The sequence below is a fragment of the Larkinella insperata genome (assembly GCF_026248825.1).
Lineage (GTDB): Bacteria > Bacteroidota > Bacteroidia > Cytophagales > Spirosomataceae > Larkinella > Larkinella insperata.
Genome location: NZ_CP110973.1, coordinates 3,869,836 through 3,893,289, shown reverse-complemented (window position 1 = coordinate 3,893,289; position 23,454 = coordinate 3,869,836). Strand labels below are relative to the sequence as shown.

Here is a 23,454-nt window from a genome sequence, read left to right as displayed (position 1 = left end):
CGACAAATACGATGATCAACCTCACAAACATCGAAAAAGTGTACCGCACCAGCAGCATTGAAACGCTGGCGCTGAACAACGTCAACCTGTCCATCCGCAAGGGCGAATTCGTCTCCATCATGGGGCCATCGGGCTGCGGAAAGTCTACCCTGCTCAACATTATGGGCCTGCTGGACGAACCATCGAAGGGAACCGTGGAACTGGACGGGCAGCGGGTGGCTTCGTACCGCGACAAGGAACTGGCCCACCTGCGCAACCAGAAAATCGGTTTTATTTTCCAGAGCTTTCACCTGATCAACGACTTATCGGTGGTCGATAACGTGGAAATACCGCTGCTGTACCGGGCAACCAACGGCAAACCGCGCCAGACGTACGCCAAGGAAGCCCTGGAAAAAGTGGGCCTGAGCAACCGCATCAAGCACTTTCCAAAGCAATTGTCGGGCGGTCAGAAACAGCGCGTCGCCATCGCCCGGGCCATCGTTGGCAATCCCGAAATCATCCTGGCCGACGAACCGACCGGGAACCTCGATAGCGCGATGGGCAACGAAATCATGAACATCCTGCAGGGGCTTAACAACGAAGGCGCTACCATCGTGATGGTTACCCACGACGAAAGCATGGCCAAACGCACCCACCGGCTCATCCGGCTTTTCGACGGAACACAGGTTTTATAAAATTTGAATGATCGAGTAAAAGAGTAACGCTTATCCTGTCATTCACTCACTCGGAATTAACATGCTAGCTAATTACATAAAAATTGCCTGGAAGGTGCTCCTGCGGCATCCGTTTTACACCTTCATTACGCTCTTCGGCATCAGCCTGACCCTGACGGTGTTGATGGTGCTGACGTCGTTTCTGGACCACCTGTTCGGAACCCACTACCCCGAAACCAAGCGGGATCGCACGCTTTACATCCAGCAAATGATGATGACCGATTCGGGCCGGACTTCCCGGCAAATGGGCCCCATGAGTTTTAAATTCCTGACTGACTTTGCCAAATCCCTGAAAACGCCGGAAAAAGTGACCATCTGCTCGTTTTTCAGCACGTCCAACGCCTACTCGGGCTCCCGGAAAATCAAATTGAATACGAAATACACCGACGCGGACTTCTGGGATGTTACCGAATTTGAGTTTCTGGAAGGGAAACCGTTTAACGAGCAGAACATTGCCAACGGCGATTACGTGGTCGTTATCACCGACGACTTTAAACGGCAATACTTTGACGATCCAACCGAACCAGCAGTTGGGAAGGATATCGAGATCGAAAATGTTCACTACCGGGTTATTGGCGTGGTCCGGGGCAGTCCCGTTACGCGGCTTTTTACCTATGGCGACGTCTATTTTCCGTATACCGCTCCGAAAAGCAACTACCAGAATACCGGCTACCGGGGCAACTTTGTTGCCATGATACTGGCCCGCGACCCATCCGATCTCAAAGCCATTCAGGACGAGTTCCAAAGCGGCATCCGCCGAATCCCGCTCCCCGGCGTGCAGGACGGCTTTAAGTACGGCATCCTGGAGGTAGGCTGTGAACCGTATCTGGATTCCTTCGTGAAAACCTTTGGTGAAAACCCCAGCCTGAAAGCCATTTTCTTCGGCATCGTGGTTTTTATCATGTTTATGCTGATGGGCCTTCCGGCGATCAATCTGGTCAACGTCAATGTCAGCCGGATTATGGAACGGGCATCTGAAATCGGCATCCGAAAAGCCTTCGGTGCTCCAATCCGGACCCTGTTGTGGCAATTCATCGTCGAAAACATCTTCATCACGTTCATCGGCGGAGCCATCGCCCTGGTGCTGACCCTGATCGTGATCCAGTTGATCAACCACAGCGGATGGATTGCCTACGCCGACCTGACGATCAACTTCAACGTCTTTGCCGTCAGCATCCTGGTCTGCCTGATTTTCGGGCTTCTTTCCGGGGTTGCGCCCGCCCTGCGGATGTCGAAACTAACCATCGCTGAAGCGCTGAAATCCTAATCCTCAATGAGCGCCTGATCAAATGAGTGAATACAAACGCAGACTCATTCGACCACGCACTTATTCGATCATTCAAAATTGAAAATGGCCATGATCCGTCACCTGTTTAAACTCATCTGGAACAAGAAGAAAAGCCACGCGCTGATGCTGGTCGAGATCTGGGCTTCGTTCCTCGTCCTGTTCGGACTCACCTCCCTGATCATTTACAACGTCCGGAATTACACCCAGCCGCTGGGCTTTGAATACCAGAACGGCTGGGCGCTTAGCCTGGGAAACAACCAGGACACCGTCGAGGTGGCCGAAAAAACGCAGCGAATTCTGCAACGCCTGAAGGGCTACTCCGAAGTTGAATCCGCCACCCGTATGAGCAGTAACTTTCCGTTTTCGGGTAGCCAGATGAACAACGGCATTGATTACAACAAAAAGCACATCATGGCGGACTTCTTTACCACCGATGAACACTTTGCCGAAACCATGAACATCCCCGTAACCACCGGGCACTGGTACCGAAGCGCCGATAGTGTGGGCAAGTATTCACCGGTTGTCATCAATCAAAAGACGCGGGAAGAGCTGTTTAGCGACGAGAACCCGTTGGGAAAAATTATCAGCACCCGGTTCAAAGTTGTTGGGGTGGTCAACACCTTTAAATCGCGGGGGGAATTTATGGCCGACCAACCCGCTGTGTTTGAACTTCTGAAGGCCAAAAACCCGTGGGACCGGACCCTGGTCATCCGCGTTAAACCCGGAACCGACGCGCTGTTTGAAGCCAAAATTGTGAAAGACATCACGTCGATGGTGCCGGGCTGGAGCGTGGAAGTGGATCACCTGACGGATTCGCGCAAAAACAAACACAACCTGACGCTCGTACCCGTCATCATTTTCCTGATCGTCAGCGGTTTCCTGCTCATCAACGTAGCCCTGGGCCTGTTTGGTGTGCTAAACCTGAGCATCGCCAAACGCCGGGGCGAAATCGGTTTACGCCGGGCGCTGGGCGCAACGGGCAACGGAATATCCCGGCAGTTCATCGGCGAAATCTGGGTACTGGCAACGTTTGGTCTGCTGATCGGTCTGCTCTTTGCTGCCCAGTTCCCGCTCCTGAACGTCTTTGATATGGAAGCAGGCATCTACCTGACGGCCATCGTGGTATCGGTGCTGATCATCTACGGTATTGTCACCCTCTGCGCCCTCCTCCCCAGCCGCCAGGCCGCTTACATCCAACCGGCGGTGGCATTGCATGAGGAATAAAAATCTTAAGCTGTTCCGCGGAGATTAGCGGAGGTAAACGAGTTGAGCAGAGAAAAAATGCCCCTCTGCTCAACTCTGATTTTCTCTACTTAACTCTGCGAAATAACTTTACGCTATGCTTCTGATCATCGACGACGATATTGCCGTACAAACCTCCCTTTCTCTCCTGCTGCGGAGAGACGGCTTTACCGTGCAAACAGCCTCCGACCCGGCACAGGCCCTGGCCGCGCTCGAAGCCGAAACGCCCGAGCTCATCTTGCTGGACATGAACTTTTCCATCGAAACTTCCGGGGAGGAAGGCCTGAAACTGCTGAAGGTCATCCGCGCCGGTTACCCGACGATCCCGGTTATTCTGATCACGGGCTGGGGAACCATCGACCTGGCCGTGCAGGGCATGAAAGCCGGAGCGAAGGATTTCATTACCAAACCGTGGCAGAACGACTACGTGCTGCAATCCGTCCGGACGCTGCTCAACCTGAACCAGCAGGCAGCAGAGACCACCCAAACCCGGTCGACAGGCCGCCGGAAACTCGACCAGCAGTACCAGTTTGGGCACATCGTCGGGGAAGACCCGCATTTGCTTGACATTCTGGAAACCATCGGACGTGTGGCCCCGACGGACGCCCCGGTGCTGATTACCGGCGAAAGCGGAACGGGTAAGGAACTGATTGCCGAAGCCATTCATCAGAACAGCCGACGCCGGAGCAAACCGTTTGTCAAGGTCAATCTGGGCGGTATTTCCTCCACTTTGTTCGAAAGCGAACTGTTTGGGCATCTGCGGGGTGCGTTCACCGACGCCAAATCCGACCGCGTCGGACGGTTCGAACTCGCCAACAAAGGCAGTATTTTTCTGGATGAAATCGGTGATCTGGACCTTTCGAGCCAGGTCAAGTTGCTGCGGGTTCTGCAAGACCGCACGTTTGAGCCGCTGGGCAGCAGCCGGAGCAAAACCGTTGATGTACGGGTTATTTGCGCCACCAACCGCAACCTGGAGGAAATGGTCGCGAAAGGCACGTTCCGCGAAGATTTGTTATACCGCATCAACCTGATTACCGTCAAACTTCCCGCCCTGCGCGAACGCCCGGACGACATTCCGCCCCTGGTAAATTATTTCGTTAACAACCTGAAAACCATTTACGAACGGCCCAAACTAACCGTAACCCCGGCGGCCCTGAAATGGGTCAAGACGCTGGCGCTGCCGGGCAATATCCGTCAACTCAAAAACATTGTCGAACGCACAGTTCTCCTGTCGAGCAAAGACGATCTGGAAATCAGCGACTTCCAGAAACACATTCCGGCTACGCCCGTAGCACAGCCGCTCCGTCCGCTGCCCGAGGTTGGCACCATTACGCTGGACGAACTGGAGTACCAGATGATCCGGCGGGCGATGGAGTTTTACAACAACAAAGTCTCCAAGGTTGCCCGGGCGCTGGGCATTACCCGTTTTGCGCTCTACCGACGCCTGGAAAAGTATGGCATCCCGTATACCACCGATTCTTAATACCTGGCCTTGGATTCCACCGATTAAGGAGGTAACTAGAATGCCTGGCGGTTGAGGCATCTTCGTTAACTCCGCGACGGCCCGTACCGACCGTTTTCAGCCGTGTAATCCAGGCCGTGCCGCGGTCCGATCAAGACGATTTATGAAGCTATCCCTTCGAACGAACTACCTGCTGTACATTGTCGCCGTTCACGCGGCCCTGATTTTTCTGATTTTTAAATGGCTTCAGGAAAACAAAGTGCTCTTTATCGTTTCGGAAGTGCTGGTACTGGTTTCAGCGGGGATTGCCATTCAGATTTACCAGGCGTTCGGGCAGCCGTCGCAATTTATCTCGGCCGGTATCGAAGCCATTAAGGAAAAGGACTTTACGATCAAATTTGTGCCGACCGGCAACCGCGAAGTCGATGGGCTGATTGACGTGTACAACCTGATGATTGACCAGCTTCGGCAGGAACGCACCAAACAAATGGAACAGCAGTTTTTTCTGGAAAAGCTCATCGAAGCCTCCCCCATCGCCACCCTTATTTTTGATTTTGACCGGCGCATTGCATCGGCCAACCCCAAAGCCACGGCATTACTGCAACAAACAAACGAGCAGCTCCAGGGCCGACTTTTATCCGAAATTGATCACCCGCTGCTCAACCAGTTGACGGAATTTAACGATCCCGAAACGCGCACCCTGAAAGGCAACGGCATTGAAACCTACCGGGTGCAACGTTCGCACTTCATGGACCGCGGCTTCCGGCGCGATTTCATGCTGATTGAAGAACTGACGAGCGAAATTTTGGAATCGGAGAAGAAAGCCTACAGCAAGGTGATCCGGATGATGGCCCACGAAGTCAACAATTCCATTGGTGCCATCAACTCCATCCTGAACGTCACCAAAACGTACGTCGACGCGCCCGAACAGCAGGATGTGAATCACGCGCTCCAGATTGCCATTGAACGCAACGACCGCCTAAACCTCTTCATGCGCCGGTTTGCCGACGTCGTGCGGCTGCCCCAGCCGCAGAAAGTCCCCACCGACCTGACCGAAATGGCCCGCAACGTGGGTCGGCTGATGCAGCCCCAGGCCGACGCAAAAGGCGTTACGCTGCAATACGAACTGCCAGCGGATACCATTCAGGTGCCGGTCGATCCCGCGCAGATGGAGCAGGTGCTGGTCAACGTGATCAAAAATGCCCTCGAAGCCTGCACGCCCGGCCAACTGGTTGAAGTGGTGGTTGACCGCACCCACCTCGTCGTCCGCGACACTGGCCAACCCATCAGCCCCAACCTGGAAGCGAATCTTTTCAACCCCTTCTTCAGCACCAAACCCGACGGCCAGGGCATCGGTCTGACCCTGACCCGCGACATTCTGGTTAACCACGGCTTTCCGTTCTCGCTAAAAACCAACCCGGACGGCTGGACCGAGTTTACCATTGTCTGGTAACAATTAAGTCGTCAGCCCAAACTAACTCCGGGCGACCGGCTTACACTGTTTCTGCCCCATCGTCAACCGTTCGCTCAGTTATCCCCTTAGTCCGTCTTTTTAGGCAGCCAACCGCCGTTTTCGTCCCTTGTTCAGCCGCCCGTCCGCCCGGTGTGATCTGAGCGGATAGTTTTGTGAGGTCATTTACAAGTAAACCTCACAACAAATCAGTTAATGGACATGAAACGGATACCTTTTTGGCTATTCCTTGTTGCCTTCCTCGCAGTTACCTTATCCAGTTGCCTAAAAGACCATGTCGATCCGACGGGGCCCGGCGCCGACCCGGATGCGGCTTTTTACATGCCCGCCGAGTTTGAGCCCCTGGCGTCGGTCTGGCTATCCGCGCCGACGGTCGATTACAAAAACGGCCTTTCGATGCTTGCCGTTCAGGCCGAAATGATCAAGGAAATTTTGCCCACAACCACCAAAGTGGATTATGCCGTCAACTCGCCGGAAGACATTGATGCTCTAAAAACGGCGCTGATCAGCCGGGGCGTTGCGCAGGCTGCCATTGACACGGCCATTCACTTTCATACGGTTTCCCACGGCGATCTCTGGATCCGGGACACCGGCGGTACATTCATGAAAAACAAAAAAGGGGGCTATCAGGTCGTGGACTTCGATTTCGACGCTTACCGGACGAAAGAGTACATCCCCGACGCCAGCTACGCCATTTACCAGCTCGACAACGACGTTTCGCTGGGCACGGGGGCGGCCAAAGGAGCTAGTGTTCTCCGCTCCACGCTGATTACCGAAGGCGGAAACCTGCACTTCAACGGCAAGGGAACGGTTATTGCCGTCAAAAAGTCCCTGCTGGCCAGCAACCCGAGCTTGACGCTGTCGCAGATCGAAGCCGAACTGAAACGGGTTTTTAATTTGAAAAAGGTTATTTTTCTGAACGAAAATACCGCATCGGATTCGCATCCGGTTCTGGAGTCGCCCAAGCTGTTCAACGGTCAAGCTTATTTCAACTTTGGCGTGTGGCATGCCGACGAGATGGTGTCCTGGATTGACGACCATACCGTGCTGCTCCCGCAGGTGCCTGCTTCCGAGCTCGCCAGCGGAAATCCGTTTACCCAGGTATCCTACCAGGCGCTGGAAGATGCCTACCAGATTTTGTCCCACGAAACGAATCAGGACGGCAAACCGCTCACGATCATCCGGGCCCCGGAGCCCAGCCCGATTGTGGTCGAATTGAATGCCGGAGATGTTATGTACGAGTCGCTGAAAGAAATGAAAGGAATCCAGCACTTCCCGACGGACGGCAGCCCGGTCCAGTTTGTCATGGCTGCGGGTTACATGAACTACGTCGTTACGAACGATGTCGTGCTGATTCCTAAATTCTATAAACCGGGTCGGGATGCCAGTTTGCAGCAAAAAGACGAGGAATTTAACCAGTTGATCAAAAGCCTGTACCCCACCCGAAAAGTCAAGCAACTGGATGCCGACGCCATTACGGTGGGCGGGGGCGGTATGCACTGCATCACCCAGCAAGTACCCGCACTTTAGTAAAAATCAATCAGTGTTTTAAGTAGAGTTTACCTACAATCATTGCCCGGTCAGTCGATCGGGTAATATTTTTTACGGTCCATCGGCCTAAATCACCTTTTGGTAATTTTTTTCAAAAAGCCAGATCAATTCTAGCATTGCTCGGATGAAGTCGTACCTTTGCCTAACTTATAATCAGTCTTAATAAGAATAGTTATTAAGTCTAAATAATAAAAAGGGTGCGCTGCAATGAGACACTACTACCTCTTGACGGGCTGTTTTTTACTAATTCATCAGTTTGTTCTCGCGCAGACTCCCACCGGGAAACTTCGGGGAACTGCGCTTACGGCCGACGGCAAACCGGCGATGGCGGCAACTATTCTGCTGAAAGATACCCGGTATGGTGCCTCCTCGGAAGCGGACGGCTCCTATAGCCTGGAGGTCCCCGAAGGCCGTTATACGCTGGTGGTTCAACGGCTCGGCCTGGAATCGCAGACGCTTCCCGTCCGAGTCAGAGGGGGCGAAACCGTCACCGTTCAGCCCCTGCTCCTCAAGGAAGCAAGCCGACAACTGGACGACGTGGTCGTAACGGGCCAGTACGAACCGCAGTCCCTGCGTCAGTCGGTCTATCAAATCCGGACCATCGACCGCGAACGGATTCAACTGCGGGGTGCCACCAACCTGATTAGCGTACTGAACAACGAACTGGGCATCCGGTTTTCCAACGACCTGGTTCTGGGCACCTCCGACATTCAATTGATGGGCATGTCGGGCCGGAACGTGAAGATTCTGCTCGACGGCGTTCCGATGGTCGACCGGGGGGATACCCGCGAAAGCCTGAACCAGATCGACATCAACACCATCGAGCGCGTGGAGATCGTCGAAGGACCCATGTCGGTTTCGTACGGCACCGATGCGCTGGCCGGAATCATCAACATCATTACCAAAAAGCCGGGTCAGGAACGGCTTTCGGTGACCGCCCGTCTTCAGGAAGAAACCGCCAGCACGGAATACCGTCCGCTGACGGGCCAGGGCGTTCATAATCAAAATCTGGGGGTTACCTGGCAGCGGAAAGGCTGGAATGCGTACGTCGGTGGTACCCACAACGGGTTTGGCGGCTGGCGGGGCCTTTCAACCACCCGCGCCAAAGACTGGCATCCGAAAGAGCAGTTGCTGGGCAATGTGAAGCTGGGCTACCGGAACGAAGCGTTTACCATCTGGTACCGGCTGGACGCGCTGAACGAAACCATCGACGCGATGGGCCCCGCCAACATCAATACCAACCAGGCCCGCGATCAGAACTACATCACCGGCCGGCTTACCCACCAGCTCCAGAGCGACTGGAAGGCCAGCGAACAATGGCAAATCAACGCGATTCTGTCGTACACTGACTACAGCCGCAGGACCCAGACAACCAACATTGACCTGAACACGGGCCGCCGGACGCTCTCGCTGGGCGCGGGCGAGCAGGATTTGTCGCTCTTCGATACCAAAATTTTCCGGGCAACGGCCCAGTACAGGGTTTCCAACGCGGTTTCGTTCCAGCCGGGCGTTGACATCAACCTGGATGCCGCATCGGGTGCCCGGATTCTGGGTTCGCCCTCCATCAATGACTACGCCGTTTTTGTTTCCTCGGAACTGAAACCGACTTCGACCATTACGCTGCGCCCCGGGCTGCGGTTTATCAAAAATTCGGTGTACGACGCGCCCCCGGTCATTCCGTCGCTGAACGCCAAGGTTGTGCTGCATAAAAACACGGATTTGCGGTTTGCCTATGCCCGCGGTTTTCGCTCCCCGGCCCTGCGAGAACTCTACTTTAACTTCTTCGACGCCAGCCACTCCATCAAGGGAAACCCGGACCTGAAAGCCGAATACTCCAACAGCTTCAACGGTTCGCTGACCTGGCGCTCCATCACCACCCCGACCCTCCGACTGACGTCTACCCTGACCGGCTTTTACAACGATTTTCATAACCTCATCGATTACGGCTATGACCCGGCCAGCCCCGGGGTGATGATGACGATCAACATCAACCGGTTTAAAACCACCGGCGGTACGCTGAACAATACTCTGAACGCCAAAAACTTCCAGTTTACGCTCGGCTTCTCACACGTTGGCCGCTACAACAGCCTGAACGAAAACGACAGGGAGCTGCCGGCGTTTGTCTGGTCGCCCGAAGTCAACTCGAACCTTACGTATCACCTGCAAAAGATCGATACCAAGGTCAGCTTCTTTTATAAATACACCGGCAGAAGGCCCATCTACGAGACGCTGATGAACAGCGAAGGTACCGCGACCATTCATCTGGCCGAAACCGCGGCTTATCACTGGGCCGATTTCACGGTTAATAAGTCCCTGACGAAATACCTTACGCTGAACACCGGGGTGAAAAACCTGTTCAACGTGACCCGCCTGAACAACACCTCGGGCGACGTAGGCGGCTCCCACAGCACGGGCGGGGCGGTGCCGCTGAGCTACGGGCGTTCGTACTTCCTCGGCCTGAACTTCCAATGGAGCCAACAATAACTTCCTCTTTCAACCCAATACACAGTCCCTTTTAATCCCAATACACCCATGAAAAAAGTACGCTCACTGATTGTCATGCTGGCTTTTGCCACGGTATTGAATGCCTGCAAGCAGGACGATCCGCCACTACCCGACAACCTCGCCCAATTTGAAGCCACCGAACAGGGGTTTGAATCAGACAAAGCCGATACTGAAATTAAACTGACCCTGAGCCGGGCCGCCGAAGCCAATACCGCCATCACGGTTGATCTGGCCCCCACGGGAATTGCTTACGGAACGCAGTTTTCCACCGCCCCGGCCGCTACCAACAACAGCCTGACGGTAACGATTCCGGCGGGCAGCAGTACGGGTTCCTTTAAAGTAACCAAAGGCGCCAATCTGTTTCTGAGCGGCACGGAGTCAATCAAGTTTAGCATCAAATCGGCCGCCAGCCCGGTGTTGGTTGGGGAGAAAAAAGACCTGATGCTGAAGTTTTCGTCCATCGTTTCGACGGGTTCACAGATGAAACTTGAAGGAGGGGAAGGTGGAGCGGCTGCCGCCAACTCGGTATTTGTCGATTTCAGTAACAACTCGCAGAAGTCTGTGGCCCGTACAAGCTGGGATTTTGGTTTCTACAGCGGTGACGCCTTCCGGGTGATCGTCAACAACACGAGCGGGGCATCGGTCTGGCCGGTCAACAAAACCGATCTGGCGCAGGTAACCGCCAAAGACGTGGTAGCCGATAGCCTGGCTGTGGGCGGAGCAATAGGCTCTTTCAAGCTGTACGACAACGTGCAGGGCGACCTGACCAAAACCGCCATCGCGGAAGTGGCGGCCAACGACGCCGACAACAAGGTTTACGTGGTCAGCCGCGTGGGTGGCTCGGGGCAGGTTCCGAACGTGGCCAACCTGATCAAAATCCGGGTGCTGCGGAAAGGTACCGGTTACACGCTGCAATACGCCGGCATCAACGAAACCACGTTTAAAACGCTGGACGTTGCGAAAGATGCCGCTTACAATTTCAAGTATGTTTCGGTGGATAAAGGAGCCGCGGACGTTGAACCGGCCAAAGCAAACTGGGACCTTCAGTGGACTTACAGCTTGTATTACACGGCCACATTCCCCTATTCGTTCTCCGATCTGGTGTTCATCAACCACCTGGCGGGGGTGCAGGCGGCAGAAGTGCTGACCAGCACGGTTTCGTACGACAATTACGGCGAAAGCAACATGGCAACGACGACGTTCAAGGGCGAGCGGAACGTAATTGGCAGCAGCTGGCGGGCAACGACCGGAACCGTCGGTGTCAGAACCGATCGCTTCTACGTCATCAAGGATGCCGCCGGGAATGTTTACAAGCTTAAATTCCTGAACTTCCACTCGGCCGACGGCGGGGTGCGGGGCTATCCGAATATCGAATACAAACTGGTTAAGAAAGCGTAAGTTAAGTACAGGCACGGGCGGGCAATCCATTAAACCGATTGCCCGCTTTTTGTTTGCCCTTTCCAGGTCGACCGATCAAAACCGCTTACCGCCCCTGATCCGCGACGTAATTGCGCCGGAAACTTTCCACCTCTTCGTTTGTAAAACCGTAAATTCCCTGAATTTTGCCGACGGCTTTCATCAGCTTGGGCAATTCCTCCCCCGCATTGGTAACAAAGCGGTAAACCGCAGCCGACCGGTCGTAGGGCACATTCAACAGTTCCAGTACCTGGTCGATCTGGCCATCGGTTATTTTTCTGTGCCGGGCGTCAATGGTCCGCCAGCCGTGCAGAAAGCCCGCGGCCTCGCTCACCAGGTGCATCACTTCCGCCCGTTGTGCATCGTTCAGATCACCCGAATTCAGGCGTAAAACCGCTTCATGCAGGTCGTAAATCACCGTTGCCGCGTTGATTTTCTCCCAATTGAGTTTGATGGCCGCCAGCGCTTCGTCGCGGTAGGCGTTGTAATCCTCTCCTTCTTTCAGGGCGGCTTTCAGCTTGATAAATTCCTGACGGGTCTGGCTGTATAATCCCGTACCGCTTCCGTTGTCGCGCTGGGCCGCATAAGCCGCCATTCGCCGGTCGGCATTTGAATACAAGGTGGTGTTGTCGCTGTTGTAAAACATAGGATCGGCCCCGTACAGAAACAGCATCTGATCGGCCGTAGCCGGAGTAAATTTTCCTTCGGTCAGCGATATGGCGTAATTGTACAAGGCCGCGCCGTACAGGCCCTTCTCGATCAACTGGCCCGTTTCCAGTCCGTATTCGTCAAACAAGAGTGCGTTATAGACCCCGCCCTCCCAGTTTCGGCTGAAAGGATTGAAATAAGAGCCGCTGGCTTTCGACAGTTCCGCAAAATAACCGTTGTTCTGGGCCAGCAGACGGCTCTGGTAATACGGCGTTGTAACCGATTGCAAACTAAACGTTCCCTGCGTGAAAGCCGCATTGAGCGACTCTTCCGAGACATAAACGCCCCCCTGATTGCCCTTTTCTACTTCCTGATTCAGCACCGCCAACTGGTCGATGAGGGGTTTCAACGATTCGCTGTGGAATCGGTACCCAACACTGTCGTAGACGAGCGGAATGGAAAAGGATGGTTTGAGATTTTCGTCCTGCGGTTCAGCGCAGGACGCCAGCACAAGGGCGAGGCCGGTGGTGAATAACAAAGCCGTTCGCCGGAATGGATACAATTGACTCATAATAATTTTTAGCGGTTAAGACGATAGCCCGAAACCAAAAGCCACATCCGGTCGGTTTGAACCGCCAACGGACCACTTTTCTCCCGTCTGATCGTCCCTTTCTTCTATTAACTAGTACGCACAAAGTTTTGATGTATTGTTCAATAAAAAAAAGCAGCGTCAAAGACACTGCTTTTTCCATCCTACTCACTATAGCTTTTACTGTATTATCGGTAGCTACCGGCACCGGCGTAGCGCCGGACCAGCAGAGGCATTAGTTCAGTTCGGTCCATGCTTTCTCCAGCGTGCTCAGCCGCGCCATAGCGGCATGTAACAGCCCCCGCAGGTTTTCCAGCTCCGGGCGGGTAAAGCAAAAATAAAGGGGTTCGACGGTCGTGCCGAGGTAAAGCCGCCGGGCTTCTCCGCAGGAATCGGTCATCGGCAGGCCAAAAAAGCCGTCGATGTCGATGGACTCTACGTGTAAGAACAGTTGCCTGAACTCCGCGGGCGACATAATTTGAAAAATGTTATTAAACCGGAAACTAAGATTGGCTTTGCAACCCCGGCAAAGGTGAATTTCGCCGTGTTCGTTCTGGGTTAGCGTGATAAAATAAGCGTCGCGGTCAATCATAATGAAGAAGGTGTGGATATAGATCGGTTAGTCGAGTTTCTTGCTGCCGTCGGGCTGGTAGGCATACCGGAAGGTGTAATACCGGCTTTCGCTGCCCGGCCCGTCGGGTCCGCCCTTGTAGTAGCTCAGGATTTCCACCTTGGCGTATTTTCCGTCGGCCGTTCGGATCACGAGTACTTTTTCGGGCGTCGGCGAAATCACTCCGCCCCCGTAGGTGTACCAGCCGTTGCCCGAACCGGTCGGAATAGCCAGTTGATTCAGGCTTTGATCGACGCTGAACGGGGCGTTTTCGGGCACCGTAGTCAGGCTTTCAAAAGTTCCGTTGTGCAGGTAAGCGCCCCCCTTCCCCGCCCGGCCGGTACCGCCGTTGACGATGATTGTTGTTGACCGGAAGCCGATGTCCCACTTTGCCGTAGCCGAATCGCTGTTGGCGACTTGTTTGCCGTCTTTCAGGCTGAAAAACGTAAACCGGTTGGCAGCGCCCAGTGGCCGGCCCGACTGCGGATCATTGTTGGCCGGATCGGCGGGCAGGTCGTTGATGGTTTCCACCTTTACCGCCTGCGCCCGAGCGGGTTGGTATGCCCCGGATGCGCCAATGAGTAAATTGATTAGGAGGATAGCGAATTGGTTCACGGTGTACGGTCTTGCGTCTGGTTTAATGTTTTCCTATGTCAATACTTCGCATTGCAAACCGGCTTTGGTCAGCAAGCGGATGATGGCCTGTTCGCTGTAGGGATTCGTCGAATCCGTCGGTGTTTCAATCCGTAATACGCAATCCCGGTCTTCCATGTCAACGCTCCAGCGGCAGATGCTCCGCAGTTTGCACAATCGGCAAGCCGCCTTGTGGAGCCGCTGCGCGGAATTGATGTTTGTTCGAAAAACCAGCACGTTCACGGTGTTGAGCTCAGGCTACTGTTATCATTTAAACAAACGAAAGATAACCGGCCGTCTAGTTATTTAAATGGTTACGCTCTGCTATCGGCTTCCCGATGCATCGGGAAGCCGATAGCGTAAAAAAACTATGCGTTTGCCGCCAGAGCCGTCTGGGTAATGATTTCGCGCCATTCGGTTTTCTCCGGGATACCGGGCTTGCGTTTCCCAAAGATCAGGGCAATCTGGTTACCGTCTGCATCGAACAGCTCCAGGCTGGTAACGATTCCTTCAGTGGTCGGTTTTTTCACCACCCAGGCCGACGCGACGTGGTCTTCGCGCAGGTGCAGGTTGAACTGCGGGTCGAGTACGTTGAACCAGGGACCCATCGGCACCAGTTTGCGCACTTCGCCCGTATGAATTTGAATCACCCCGCGGTTGCCCACAAAAATCATGATGGGCAGGGCCGTTTTGGAGGCTTCGGCAAACGCGCTTTTCACGGCTTCCATCGTGGTCGGCAGAGCGTATCCTTCCGGCGCCAGGTGCATGGCCTGCAGGCGCGACACCTTATGCTTCCGCAGCATACCGAAAAATTCGTGGGTATCTTTCAAATCCAGCCATGCCTGCCGAAAAGCCGTCACGTCAATTTCGGCGTCCGGCGTCAGTACCGGTGCTTCAGGTTTCGGCTCGATGTCGAGCACACCGTCCTGTTTTTCCGCCCGGTATTTTGCCACGATGGCGTCGTAGGCCGGCTCGTTGCTTTTTTCGGTCAGGTAAATTTTATGAACCGCTTCCCCGTCGGCCGCAAAAAACTGCAGGCTCTTGCGGTCGTTTTCGTGGACGGCAAACCCAAACTTCCAGCTGTGCATAAACAACCGCAGGTCAATGTCTTCGCCCAGCACCAGCCCCACGTGGCCGTTAAACGAAACATCTTTGTACTCGCCTTTCCGTTCGTGCACCACGCTTTCGTTGCGGGTCAGGGCCATTACGTAGCCCAGCGTCGGCACTTCCTTCAGCAATTCCCGGAAGTCTCCCTCCAGTTGGACAACGGTTTCGCCAACTCCCGTGGCCAGCAGTTCGGCTTCACTCACGCCCAGTTGCTGAGCCGCGTCGCGGATGCGAACTTTGGGGTTTTCGGCCTTAAAAGCCGCGTATTGTTTTTTCAGATCCAGAACGGTTGTTGTCATTATCGTTAATGGCTAAAGATGAGTAGATGCGGGTACAGGAACGGTCTGTCGGTTGTGGATAATCAGCGGATAATCGAGCTCCGGCTGGTGGAGAATTTGAACGGATAAATGAAACGCGCTGAAAATGGCGTCTGTCGTCAGCACCGAGATGGGTTTCCCAAACGCCAAAGCCCGGCCCTCCTTCAGCAACAATACTTTATCGGCATACTGCATCACCAGATTCAGATCGTGCAGAATCGCCACTACGCCGTAGCCGCGCCGGGTTAGTTCACTGGCTACATCGAGCAGGCTGTGTTGGTAGTACAGGTCCAAGCCCGTTGTCGGTTCATCCAGCAGCAGGTATTTCGCTTGCCGAATCGATGCGTGGGGTTGCTGAATTTCGTCACTGGTCATTAACTGGGCCAGCACCTTGGCAAGGTGAACCCGCTGCTGCTCCCCGCCCGACAAGGTTGGCACCGACCGGCCGGCCAGTTGCGTAATGCCGGTGCGTTCCAGCGCAAAATCGACGATCGACATATCTTCGGGTCGCGGGTGGCCTTCAAAATGCGGATACCGGCCCATCATCACCAGTTCGTAGACGGTAAACTCGAAGGCCAGCGGATTCTGCTGCGCCAGCACCGCCCGCTGCCGGGCCAGTTCGAGGGCCGAAAACCGGTTGATGGGTTTGTTGCCGAGCACCACCTGCCCTTTCGTGGGCGTTAGTTCCCGGCTAAAGGTCTTCAACAGCGTCGATTTCCCGGCTCCGTTGGCGCCGACCACCGCCACCAGTTCGCCCGGCCTGACCGCCAGCGACACGTCGTCCAGCAAAATTTTCCGGGCGATCTGATGGGTTATGTGTTGTGCTTCCAGCATTGTTCTTAGTGATTAAGGCTCCGTTTTAACTCCGCTCCCCGCCTGCCGCTACTCTATTCCTGTCACTACGCCCGGTTGCCCGCCCCCCGTAGGAGCATGAACAAAAACGTGGGCGCCCCGATCATTCCGGTAATGATGCCGAGCGGTAATTCCGCGGGTGCCACGATGGTGCGGGCTACCAGATCGGAAAGCGTCAGCACAATGGCGCCGAACAGGGCCGAACCCGGCAGGACCGTCCGGTGATTAGCCCCGGCAATAAGCCGGATTACGTGCGGTATCACCAGTCCGATGAAACCGATCACGCCCGAAACCGCCACCGCTACGCCCACGCCCATCGTCGCCAGAATCACAACATTTCGCTTTAGTTTCGATACGTCCACTCCCAGATGACCGGCCTGACTTTCCCCCAGCGCAAAAGCATTCATGGGTTTGCTCAGCCGCGGCATCAGCAAAATCGGAATCAGTAAAAACGGCGTGGCAACCTGTAGCACTTCCCAACTTGCCCCGCCCAGACTACCCAGACTCCAGTAGGAAATCGCCCGGAGTTGGGCCTCATCAGCCAGGTACATCATCAGTCCACGCAGGGCTTCGCACAGCACGTTAATGGCAATACCAACCAGCAACATTGTTGAAACCACGGTCCGGCCGTCCCGGCGCGCCAGGTTGTAGACCACCAGGGTTGTTGCCACCGCCCCGGCAAAAGCCGCCAGCGACAAGGCATACAAGCCGGATAGAGACGATAATTGCTGGAAAATTTTCAGTTGCAAAACAATCATCAGCACGGCCATCACCGAAGCTCCCGACGAAATTCCGATCAGGCTCGGATCGGCCAGTGGATTACGAAACAGGCCCTGAATGGCCGCGCCCGAAATGCCCAGCACCCCGCCCACCAGCACGCCCAGCAAAATCCGCGGCAACCGGATAACGGTCAAGACGGTTTCCTGCTGGACTTCAGCGGCTCCGATTTCCCACCCGATCTGCTTGAACAGAATCGCCAGTACATCCGGCACCGGGATGGACACCGCACCGATTCCCACGGACCAGATCATCACCAGCAGCAGCAGAACCGCCAGCGCCCCATTCAGCCACCAGCCCCGGCTGCGCGACGGACCAGTCGGAGAAACCGGTCGGGCGGGTGTCGAAGTCAGGGCAGGTTGCAGGTCCGTTTGCATGAGCGTTTGTTTGGAGTAAACTATTTTAGGGTCAGTTCCTGGTTGAGTTTGCGGCTCAGTTCCTGCACAGCCAGGCCCAGGCGGGGGCCAAAACCGGTGAGCAATTGGCCGTCCATCTCAATCACGTGGCGATTTTTACCCGCGTTGGTTTGGGCGACCCCCTGCACTTTCAGCAAGCCATCAATACCACCCAAACTTTCTAAACCGCTCGTAAACAGAAGGATAACATCCGGATTACCAACAACCAACGCTTCGGGGGTCAGGGGTTTAAAATTGTCAAAATCGTTAAAGGCATTCTGGCCGCCCGCCAGTTGTACAATTTTTTCGATGGGCGTATTCCGGCCCGAAACCATCATGGTTCCGGTGCCGCGGGCGTAGATGAACAAGACTTTCTGAACTTTGGCAGGCTTCCGGGCTTTTGCTAAATCCGCGTCCAGTTTGCGGGTAATCGCTGCGGCTTTGGCCGACGCATTGAATTCTTTGGCAACCTCGTTTATCATTTTTTTCGTACCGGCCACGCTGGTTTCCTGATCAAAAACCAGCGTTTTCACCCCGGCACTTTTGAACTGTTGAATTAGCTCCGGCTTGATATCCATGCTGCCGTTGGACCGTACGGCCATAATGACCGTCGGGCGCAGGGCCAGCACGGCTTCCGCCCCAATGTTGCGGTTGTGGCCGACCTTGGGCACTTTCGCCATCGCGGCTGGATAGGTACTCGTTACATCGACGCCCACAATCTGGTTTTGCAGACCCAGCTCGCAGATGATCTCCGTCAGAGTACCACTCAGCGAAACAATGCGTTCCGGTTTAGTGCCCTGCGCATACGCAGTCAGGCTGAAAAGGAACAGGAAAACACTCCAACGGATTTTCGTAGTCATTTCAATTGTGTCATTGGTAAACGCAAATTAATTAGACTATTTCTAAATAAACAACCGTTCACCCAGATTATTTTTAATGATTCTTAATAATCGAGTCCATCTTCACTCAGCGGGGTCTATCGATTTATGTGTAACTGCACCAAGCAAACAGGACCTGGCTAGTAAATTATTCGCGAAGTTGGTTTTGATCACCGTACCCTCAATAGGCAATTTGACATTCCTAGTTTTTTATACAAAATTAATATCTTCACAGCTAGCAGAAACCTGGAAACGCACTGATTACCAATAGTATATGTAGTGTGATTCAAAACTTAATAGGTAACAGTATTCATACAAGGTGAACCATTTACTTAATCGATAAAAGCCATGACAACCACCCGCTTAGGTTCAGGCTTTGTTAGCCTGCTTTTGATTTTTGAACTTTTTGGCTGCGCAGATCACCGTTTACAGGTCGTTACACCCGGTGCAGATCGGTTACGGGTAAAGTCAATCACCCAACACGTGAGCGGTAGCAGCAGTGTCAGTACCGTCAGCGCCTTTTCCTATGATGGGCAAGGCCGGATAAGGTTGATCGTGGCTTATCAGTTGCCCGATAGTGCCGTGGCGCCCGTTGAAAATACCGTTTACCAGTACGATAACCAGCATCGACTCACTCAAGTACAGCATTCGACCGTCCGCCGGGGCTCAGCTACGGAAACCTATACCCTTACCTATGATAACACGGGTCGAATGACCCAGTTGACAAACGAGCCATCTACCTTTAGACTAGAACCACGATACAACTCCGATAATAAGGTTTCGAGCTACAACAGGGGGGTTAACATAGGCGGACTTCAGTCGACTGGAGCAAGCTCGTTTACCTTTACGGGTAACAACTTAACTCGTGCCTACGAGGAATTTTCAGTAAATCGGACGGGGGGACCGTCGGGCCAAATTGTTTACAGCCGAGTCGTGAACGCTACCTATACGTTCGATGACAAAATTAATCCCTTCTATGGAGTCTTTCTTATTCCTGCACCGGGGGTTTTTCTCCAATTCCCGACTACTCCTTCCATGTTTGGTCCATCTTACACCTTGTACGGCGGAGTGGACAACCCCTACAACTTAAGCCAGAATAACGTGCTAACGGCCGCGCTCTCCTCCGGCATACTGGCTACGTACGTTTATAATTATACTTACAACGCGGCTAACCTGCCAACCACCCGCACGACAACACGCAATGGTGATGTGACCGAAATCTTACATTATGAATATGAGCCACATTAAATTCAGTGGATAACACGGCTGGTAATACGGTCTCGTTATCTTTTTCGGATAAATACTTCGATGTACAATTGGCCGGGTCTCGATGGGGCGTCGGCTTCTGGGCTTATCTTGATAAACTGGCTTTACACAATTGCAAAGAGCAACACTACCTGATTAATTAGTCAAACCCGCATAAAAAAACGAAAGCCGCCCATTGCTAGGCGGCTTTCGTACGTTATAAGATTGTAGTCTTATTGGGCTGAATCAGCAGACATGCTGTCAGTTGCCATTGTCGTGTCAGACATCATCGTTGAGTCAGAAGACATCGTAGCCGAGTCGGTCGTTGACGTAGTATCTTCAGCTTTTTTGCCTTGGCAAGCAGCTGCCAGAGAAACCACCGTTGCAACGAACAATACAGATTTTACAATACGTTTCATGAAAGTAGTCAGTTTATGTTTAACAGATCTCGCCCTTAATACCGGAAAGGCCGTTAGGTAACCCACCTTTTTTGAAAAAAATTAAAATTTATTTTTGGGTTACATTTGACCCGGAATCGTATTAAGTATACAAGGAACCAATGACAAATTCCTACCGTTTGCATTTATCTGACGACCAGTTGCTTGCAGGCTTGGCTAACGGTTCGGACACGGTGTTGGAGGAACTGTACCGACGGTTTTTCCCAATGGTGTTGCACCTGATTATCAACAACAATGGCTCGGAAGACGATGCCAAGGATGTTTATCAGGAAACGCTGATTGTCCTGTACGAGAAAGTTACAACGGATTCGCTGGCGCTGAACTGCCAGCTGAAAACGTATCTTTACTCAATAAGTCGGCGGCTGTGGCTCAAGCAGTTATCGTTGCGAAACCGGAATGGGATTTCGCTAATGGATACCGAAGATGTTGCGAGTGTTGATGATGATCTGATCAATCACGAAGCCCGCGACCGTCAATTTGAGCTGATGGCGGATTCGCTGGAGCGGTTGGGGGAACCCTGCCGGACGTTGCTGGAGGATTTTTACATCCGCCACCTGTCGATGCAGGACATCACCGAAAAATTTGGCTATACGAACGCCGATAATGCCAAAACGCAGAAATATAAATGCCTGATGCGGCTGAAACGGTTGTTCTTCGCGGTTTTTAAAGAAGAGTAAAATGATTGACCACCAAAAATTCACCGATTTGACCGACAAATGGCTCCGCAATGAGCTGACGGAAGCTGAACAGCGGGAGTTTGAAGCCCTCCGCCGGTCTGATCCCGTTTTGTCGCAACGGGCCCGTGAACAACAGCAGTTGGCGCAGGCCATGCAGCAGTATGGTCAGCGCATGGATTTCCGCAAGCGGTTGAACCAGATTCACGCTGGTCTGGATATGGATGCCGTTCGAAAGGAAGCCGGGCAGGAAGCCCCGGTTCGGCCGTTGCACCGCAACAACGGTACGATCCGGCAGTTGTGGCAAACCTACCGACCCATCCTGGCCGTGGCCGCTACGGTTGCGCTCATTACAACGTTTGGAACCCTGATGCTCGTCCGGCAATACCAGTCGAGCCACAAGCAGCAGGAACAATACACCATGATGCGCCGGGATTTGCAGGCCATCCGGCGGTCGCAAAACGCTATTTTGCAGGACCTCAACGCCCGCGAACGCGCCTTGCAGATTAACCCCGGGCAGGTCGCCGGTTCCGGATTTTTGCTTTCGCCGGACGGTTACCTGGTCACCAACACCCACATCATCCAGGATGCCGACTCGGTTTATATCCAGAGCACGAAGGGGGATATTTACAAAGCAAAGGTGGTTTACGCCGATCACAAATACGATCTGGCTATTTTGCAGGTTCGCGACGACAGCACGTTCCGGGGCAAGATGGCACTGCCTTACGGTTTTGAAGCCGGCCCGTCGGATCTGGGCGAGCGCGTCTTTACGCTCGGCTTTCCGCGCGAGGAGATTGTCTACGGCGAGGGGTATCTGAGTTCCAAAACCGGTTTCCGGGGCGATTCGACGGCTTATCAGGTAGCCATCAGCGTAAACCCGGGTAACTCCGGAGGCCCGTTGCTGGACGAAAAAGGCAACGTGATCGGAATTATCAGTGGGAAGCAGACGGCCACGGAAGGCGCTACATTTGCCATCAAAACCGACTACCTGTTCCGGGCCATTTCTGCCATCCCAACGGATTCGCTCAAGAATAGCTCCATCCGGATGAGCCGGAAAAATGGCCTGGCCAAACTTACCCGCAAGGATCAGATCAAAAAGATCCAGGAAAATGTTTACCTGGTGAAAGTTTTCAAACACGAGAAGTAACCGATTAGCACGGGCGATAAATTAGAGAGCCAACCCATTTACGGGTTGGCTTTTTTATTGGGAGCGATTTATCAAATTAAAATTAAGCGTACCTTGTCCCGGCAAATTCTTTCATTTTAACCATAGCTAATCGATAGTAAGATTTCTTTACCCATGCAATCAACCGTAAGTAACCGGAAGCCAGCGGCTTTCACCGAAAAGAAATACCTCGTCACGCTGGTATTCGTCACTTCGTTGTTCATGTTCTGGGGCATTGCCATTACGATGGGTGATGTACTCAACAAACACTTTCAGCACGTCCTAAGCCTGACCAAAACTCAATCCGCTTTTGTCCAGTTTGCCATCTTTGGGGCCTATTTTGTAATGGGCATCCCCGCCGGTCTGTTCATGAAACGGTTTGGCTACAAAATGGGAGTTCTGCTGGGTCTGGGCCTTTTTGCCACTGGCGCTTTCCTGTTTGTCCCGGCGGCCAACGCAGCCTCCTTCCCGTATTTCGGGCTGGCGCTGTTTATTCTCGGCTGTGGCCTTTCAACCCTGGAAACCGTCGCGCACCCGTTTGTAGCGTCCCTCGGCGACCAACGCACCAGCGATCAGCGCATCAACTTTGCCCAGGCCTTTAACGCCCTGGGTGCCATCACGGGTCCGGCGATTGGATCGTATTTTCTCCTGAGAAACAACGTCGAAGGAAGCACCGACCTGACTTCGGTCAAAACCCTGTACATTGTGATTGGCAGCGTTATTGCCGGTATTGCCGTGTTGTTTTCTCTCGTAAAAGTGCCCGACTTAACCGATCCGCACGCTTCCGCGGACCCCGAAGCCGTTAACGTCGACAGCGAACCGGGAAAAACGCTTTTTCAGCACCGGCATTTCGTTTGGGCGGTTATCGCGCAGTTCTTCAACGTAGCGGCCCAAGGGGGTACTTGGGCGTTTTTCATCAACTACGGCCACGAAAAAATGGGATTTTCCGACGCCGTTGCCGGAAACTACATGGTTATGTTTATGGCACTGATGCTGGCCGGGCGGTTTGTGGGTACGTTTCTGATGCGTTTCATTGCGCCGAATTCGCTGCTCGCCATTTTTGCCGCCTGCAACATCGTTATGTGCCTTATTGTCGCGCAAAGCTGGGGATGGCCTTCTTTCATCGCGCTGATGATGCTGAATTTCTTCTTCAGTATCATGTTCCCGACCATTTTTAGTCTGGGGTTGAAAAATCTGGGCCGCCACACGCAGCAGGCGTCTTCTTTCATTTCGATGGGGGTCTGCGGTGGCGCGTTTTTCCCGTTTGCCATGGGTGCGGTAGCCGACTACGACGTGGCTGCGGCCTACTACCTGCCCATTATCTGCTACGCCGTTATTTTTCTGTTTGGTGCTAAATTTTCCAGACCGGAGTAAGACACATAAAGCGTGTATTGAAAGAAGACGGCTCAAGCTGTCTTTTTTCTTTTATAGGTATCTAAGTCTTTAAATTTGCTTGTA

The 23,454-nt window shown here is 53.6% G+C and carries 21 protein-coding genes; 12 read left to right on the top strand and 9 right to left on the bottom strand.

The features are described 5' to 3' along the window. The first annotated feature begins 11 nt into the window (after positions 1–11). From OQ371_RS15605 to OQ371_RS15570, 8 genes are all read left to right on the top strand, one after another. Positions 12–674: an ABC transporter ATP-binding protein gene (locus OQ371_RS15605; protein ID WP_265989019.1), complete on the top strand. Its 663-nt coding sequence runs from the start codon at positions 12–14 to the stop codon at positions 672–674. A gap of 61 nt (positions 675–735) precedes the next feature. Then, a complete protein-coding gene (locus OQ371_RS15600; RefSeq protein ID WP_265989018.1) occupies positions 736–1,980 on the top strand; it encodes an ABC transporter permease in 1,245 nt (414 codons plus the stop codon). A 90-nt stretch (positions 1,981–2,070) separates the two neighbouring features. Then, a complete protein-coding gene (locus OQ371_RS15595; protein ID WP_265989017.1) occupies positions 2,071–3,225 on the top strand; it encodes an ABC transporter permease in 1,155 nt (384 codons plus the stop codon). Between the two features lie 115 nt (positions 3,226–3,340). Then, positions 3,341–4,726 (top strand): sigma-54-dependent transcriptional regulator, encoded by a 1,386-nt coding sequence (locus OQ371_RS15590; protein WP_265989016.1) that lies wholly within the window; start codon positions 3,341–3,343, stop codon positions 4,724–4,726. Positions 4,727–4,868: 142 nt separating this feature from the next. Beyond that, positions 4,869–6,158 carry a sensor histidine kinase gene (locus OQ371_RS15585; protein ID WP_265989015.1) on the top strand — a complete coding sequence of 430 codons (1,290 nt, stop codon included), beginning with the start codon at positions 4,869–4,871 and terminating at the stop codon, positions 6,156–6,158. A 219-nt stretch (positions 6,159–6,377) separates the two neighbouring features. After that, positions 6,378–7,706: an agmatine deiminase family protein gene (locus OQ371_RS15580; protein ID WP_265989014.1), complete on the top strand. Its 1,329-nt coding sequence runs from the start codon at positions 6,378–6,380 to the stop codon at positions 7,704–7,706. Between the two features lie 228 nt (positions 7,707–7,934). Then, positions 7,935–10,211 (top strand): TonB-dependent receptor, encoded by a 2,277-nt coding sequence (locus OQ371_RS15575; protein WP_265989013.1) that lies wholly within the window; start codon positions 7,935–7,937, stop codon positions 10,209–10,211. 48 nt (positions 10,212–10,259) lie between these two features. Then, positions 10,260–11,630: an HmuY family protein gene (locus OQ371_RS15570; protein ID WP_265989012.1), complete on the top strand. Its 1,371-nt coding sequence runs from the start codon at positions 10,260–10,262 to the stop codon at positions 11,628–11,630. An 85-nt stretch (positions 11,631–11,715) separates the two neighbouring features. Here the strand turns inward: OQ371_RS15570 and OQ371_RS15565 are convergent, their stop codons facing one another. From OQ371_RS15565 to OQ371_RS15530, 8 genes are all read right to left on the bottom strand, one after another. Beyond that, positions 11,716–12,867 (bottom strand): hypothetical protein, encoded by a 1,152-nt coding sequence (locus OQ371_RS15565; protein ID WP_265989011.1) that lies wholly within the window; start codon positions 12,865–12,867, stop codon positions 11,716–11,718. A 253-nt stretch (positions 12,868–13,120) separates the two neighbouring features. Beyond that, positions 13,121–13,477, bottom strand: a complete 357-nt coding sequence (locus OQ371_RS15560) for a DUF6686 family protein (protein ID WP_265989010.1) — start codon at positions 13,475–13,477, stop codon at positions 13,121–13,123. A 27-nt stretch (positions 13,478–13,504) separates the two neighbouring features. Next, the gene (locus tag OQ371_RS15555; RefSeq protein ID WP_265989009.1) at positions 13,505–14,110 is read right to left on the bottom strand and encodes an HmuY family protein; all 606 of its coding nucleotides are present in this window, start codon (positions 14,108–14,110) and stop codon (positions 13,505–13,507) included. A gap of 33 nt (positions 14,111–14,143) precedes the next feature. Then, positions 14,144–14,371 (bottom strand): hypothetical protein, encoded by a 228-nt coding sequence (locus OQ371_RS15550; RefSeq protein ID WP_265989007.1) that lies wholly within the window; start codon positions 14,369–14,371, stop codon positions 14,144–14,146. Positions 14,372–14,496: 125 nt separating this feature from the next. Continuing rightward, a complete protein-coding gene (locus OQ371_RS15545) occupies positions 14,497–15,534 on the bottom strand; it encodes a hemin-degrading factor (protein WP_265989006.1) in 1,038 nt (345 codons plus the stop codon). Between the two features lie 12 nt (positions 15,535–15,546). Next, entirely contained in the window at positions 15,547–16,386 is an 840-nt protein-coding gene (locus tag OQ371_RS15540; protein WP_265989005.1) for a heme ABC transporter ATP-binding protein, read from the bottom strand. 65 nt (positions 16,387–16,451) lie between these two features. Beyond that, a complete protein-coding gene (locus tag OQ371_RS15535; protein ID WP_265989003.1) occupies positions 16,452–17,558 on the bottom strand; it encodes a FecCD family ABC transporter permease in 1,107 nt (368 codons plus the stop codon). 20 nt (positions 17,559–17,578) lie between these two features. After that, positions 17,579–18,436: a heme/hemin ABC transporter substrate-binding protein gene (locus tag OQ371_RS15530; RefSeq protein ID WP_265989002.1), complete on the bottom strand. Its 858-nt coding sequence runs from the start codon at positions 18,434–18,436 to the stop codon at positions 17,579–17,581. Positions 18,437–18,802: 366 nt separating this feature from the next. Between OQ371_RS15530 and OQ371_RS15525 the strand changes: the two genes are divergently transcribed. Continuing rightward, a complete protein-coding gene (locus tag OQ371_RS15525; RefSeq protein WP_265989001.1) occupies positions 18,803–19,702 on the top strand; it encodes a hypothetical protein in 900 nt (299 codons plus the stop codon). A 230-nt stretch (positions 19,703–19,932) separates the two neighbouring features. On the opposite strand, the gene OQ371_RS15520 is transcribed toward OQ371_RS15525, so the two are convergent. Further along, positions 19,933–20,118 (bottom strand): hypothetical protein, encoded by a 186-nt coding sequence (locus OQ371_RS15520; protein ID WP_265989000.1) that lies wholly within the window; start codon positions 20,116–20,118, stop codon positions 19,933–19,935. Positions 20,119–20,258: 140 nt separating this feature from the next. On the opposite strand from OQ371_RS15520, the gene OQ371_RS15515 reads away from it, so the two are divergent. From OQ371_RS15515 to fucP, 3 genes are all read left to right on the top strand, one after another. Then, the gene (locus OQ371_RS15515; protein ID WP_265988999.1) at positions 20,259–20,834 is read left to right on the top strand and encodes an RNA polymerase sigma factor; all 576 of its coding nucleotides are present in this window, start codon (positions 20,259–20,261) and stop codon (positions 20,832–20,834) included. 1 nt (position 20,835) lies between these two features. Next, positions 20,836–21,978 (top strand): S1C family serine protease, encoded by a 1,143-nt coding sequence (locus OQ371_RS15510; protein WP_265988998.1) that lies wholly within the window; start codon positions 20,836–20,838, stop codon positions 21,976–21,978. A 153-nt stretch (positions 21,979–22,131) separates the two neighbouring features. After that, positions 22,132–23,370 (top strand): L-fucose:H+ symporter permease, encoded by a 1,239-nt coding sequence (gene fucP, locus OQ371_RS15505; protein WP_265988997.1) that lies wholly within the window; start codon positions 22,132–22,134, stop codon positions 23,368–23,370. Positions 23,371–23,454: the final 84 nt, after the last annotated feature.

Excerpts from the sequence above, each read along its gene's own strand:
- OQ371_RS15605 (WP_265989019.1), top strand. The coding sequence starts at position 12 with ATGATCAACCTCACAAACATCGAAAAAGTGTACCGCACCAGCAGCATT.
- OQ371_RS15600 (WP_265989018.1), top strand. The coding sequence starts at position 736 with ATGCTAGCTAATTACATAAAAATTGCCTGGAAGGTGCTCCTGCGGCAT.
- OQ371_RS15595 (WP_265989017.1), top strand. The coding sequence starts at position 2,071 with ATGATCCGTCACCTGTTTAAACTCATCTGGAACAAGAAGAAAAGCCAC.
- OQ371_RS15590 (WP_265989016.1), top strand. The coding sequence starts at position 3,341 with ATGCTTCTGATCATCGACGACGATATTGCCGTACAAACCTCCCTTTCT.
- OQ371_RS15585 (WP_265989015.1), top strand. The coding sequence starts at position 4,869 with ATGAAGCTATCCCTTCGAACGAACTACCTGCTGTACATTGTCGCCGTT.
- OQ371_RS15580 (WP_265989014.1), top strand. The coding sequence starts at position 6,378 with ATGAAACGGATACCTTTTTGGCTATTCCTTGTTGCCTTCCTCGCAGTT.
- OQ371_RS15575 (WP_265989013.1), top strand. The coding sequence starts at position 7,935 with ATGAGACACTACTACCTCTTGACGGGCTGTTTTTTACTAATTCATCAG.
- OQ371_RS15570 (WP_265989012.1), top strand. The coding sequence starts at position 10,260 with ATGAAAAAAGTACGCTCACTGATTGTCATGCTGGCTTTTGCCACGGTA.
- OQ371_RS15565 (WP_265989011.1), bottom strand. The coding sequence starts at position 12,867 with ATGAGTCAATTGTATCCATTCCGGCGAACGGCTTTGTTATTCACCACC.
- OQ371_RS15560 (WP_265989010.1), bottom strand. The coding sequence starts at position 13,477 with ATGATTGACCGCGACGCTTATTTTATCACGCTAACCCAGAACGAACAC.
- OQ371_RS15545 (WP_265989006.1), bottom strand. The coding sequence starts at position 15,534 with ATGACAACAACCGTTCTGGATCTGAAAAAACAATACGCGGCTTTTAAG.
- OQ371_RS15540 (WP_265989005.1), bottom strand. The coding sequence starts at position 16,386 with ATGCTGGAAGCACAACACATAACCCATCAGATCGCCCGGAAAATTTTG.
- OQ371_RS15535 (WP_265989003.1), bottom strand. The coding sequence starts at position 17,558 with ATGCAAACGGACCTGCAACCTGCCCTGACTTCGACACCCGCCCGACCG.
- OQ371_RS15530 (WP_265989002.1), bottom strand. The coding sequence starts at position 18,436 with ATGACTACGAAAATCCGTTGGAGTGTTTTCCTGTTCCTTTTCAGCCTG.
- OQ371_RS15525 (WP_265989001.1), top strand. The coding sequence starts at position 18,803 with ATGACAACCACCCGCTTAGGTTCAGGCTTTGTTAGCCTGCTTTTGATT.
- OQ371_RS15520 (WP_265989000.1), bottom strand. The coding sequence starts at position 20,118 with ATGAAACGTATTGTAAAATCTGTATTGTTCGTTGCAACGGTGGTTTCT.
- OQ371_RS15515 (WP_265988999.1), top strand. The coding sequence starts at position 20,259 with ATGACAAATTCCTACCGTTTGCATTTATCTGACGACCAGTTGCTTGCA.
- OQ371_RS15510 (WP_265988998.1), top strand. The coding sequence starts at position 20,836 with ATGATTGACCACCAAAAATTCACCGATTTGACCGACAAATGGCTCCGC.
- fucP (WP_265988997.1), top strand. The coding sequence starts at position 22,132 with ATGCAATCAACCGTAAGTAACCGGAAGCCAGCGGCTTTCACCGAAAAG.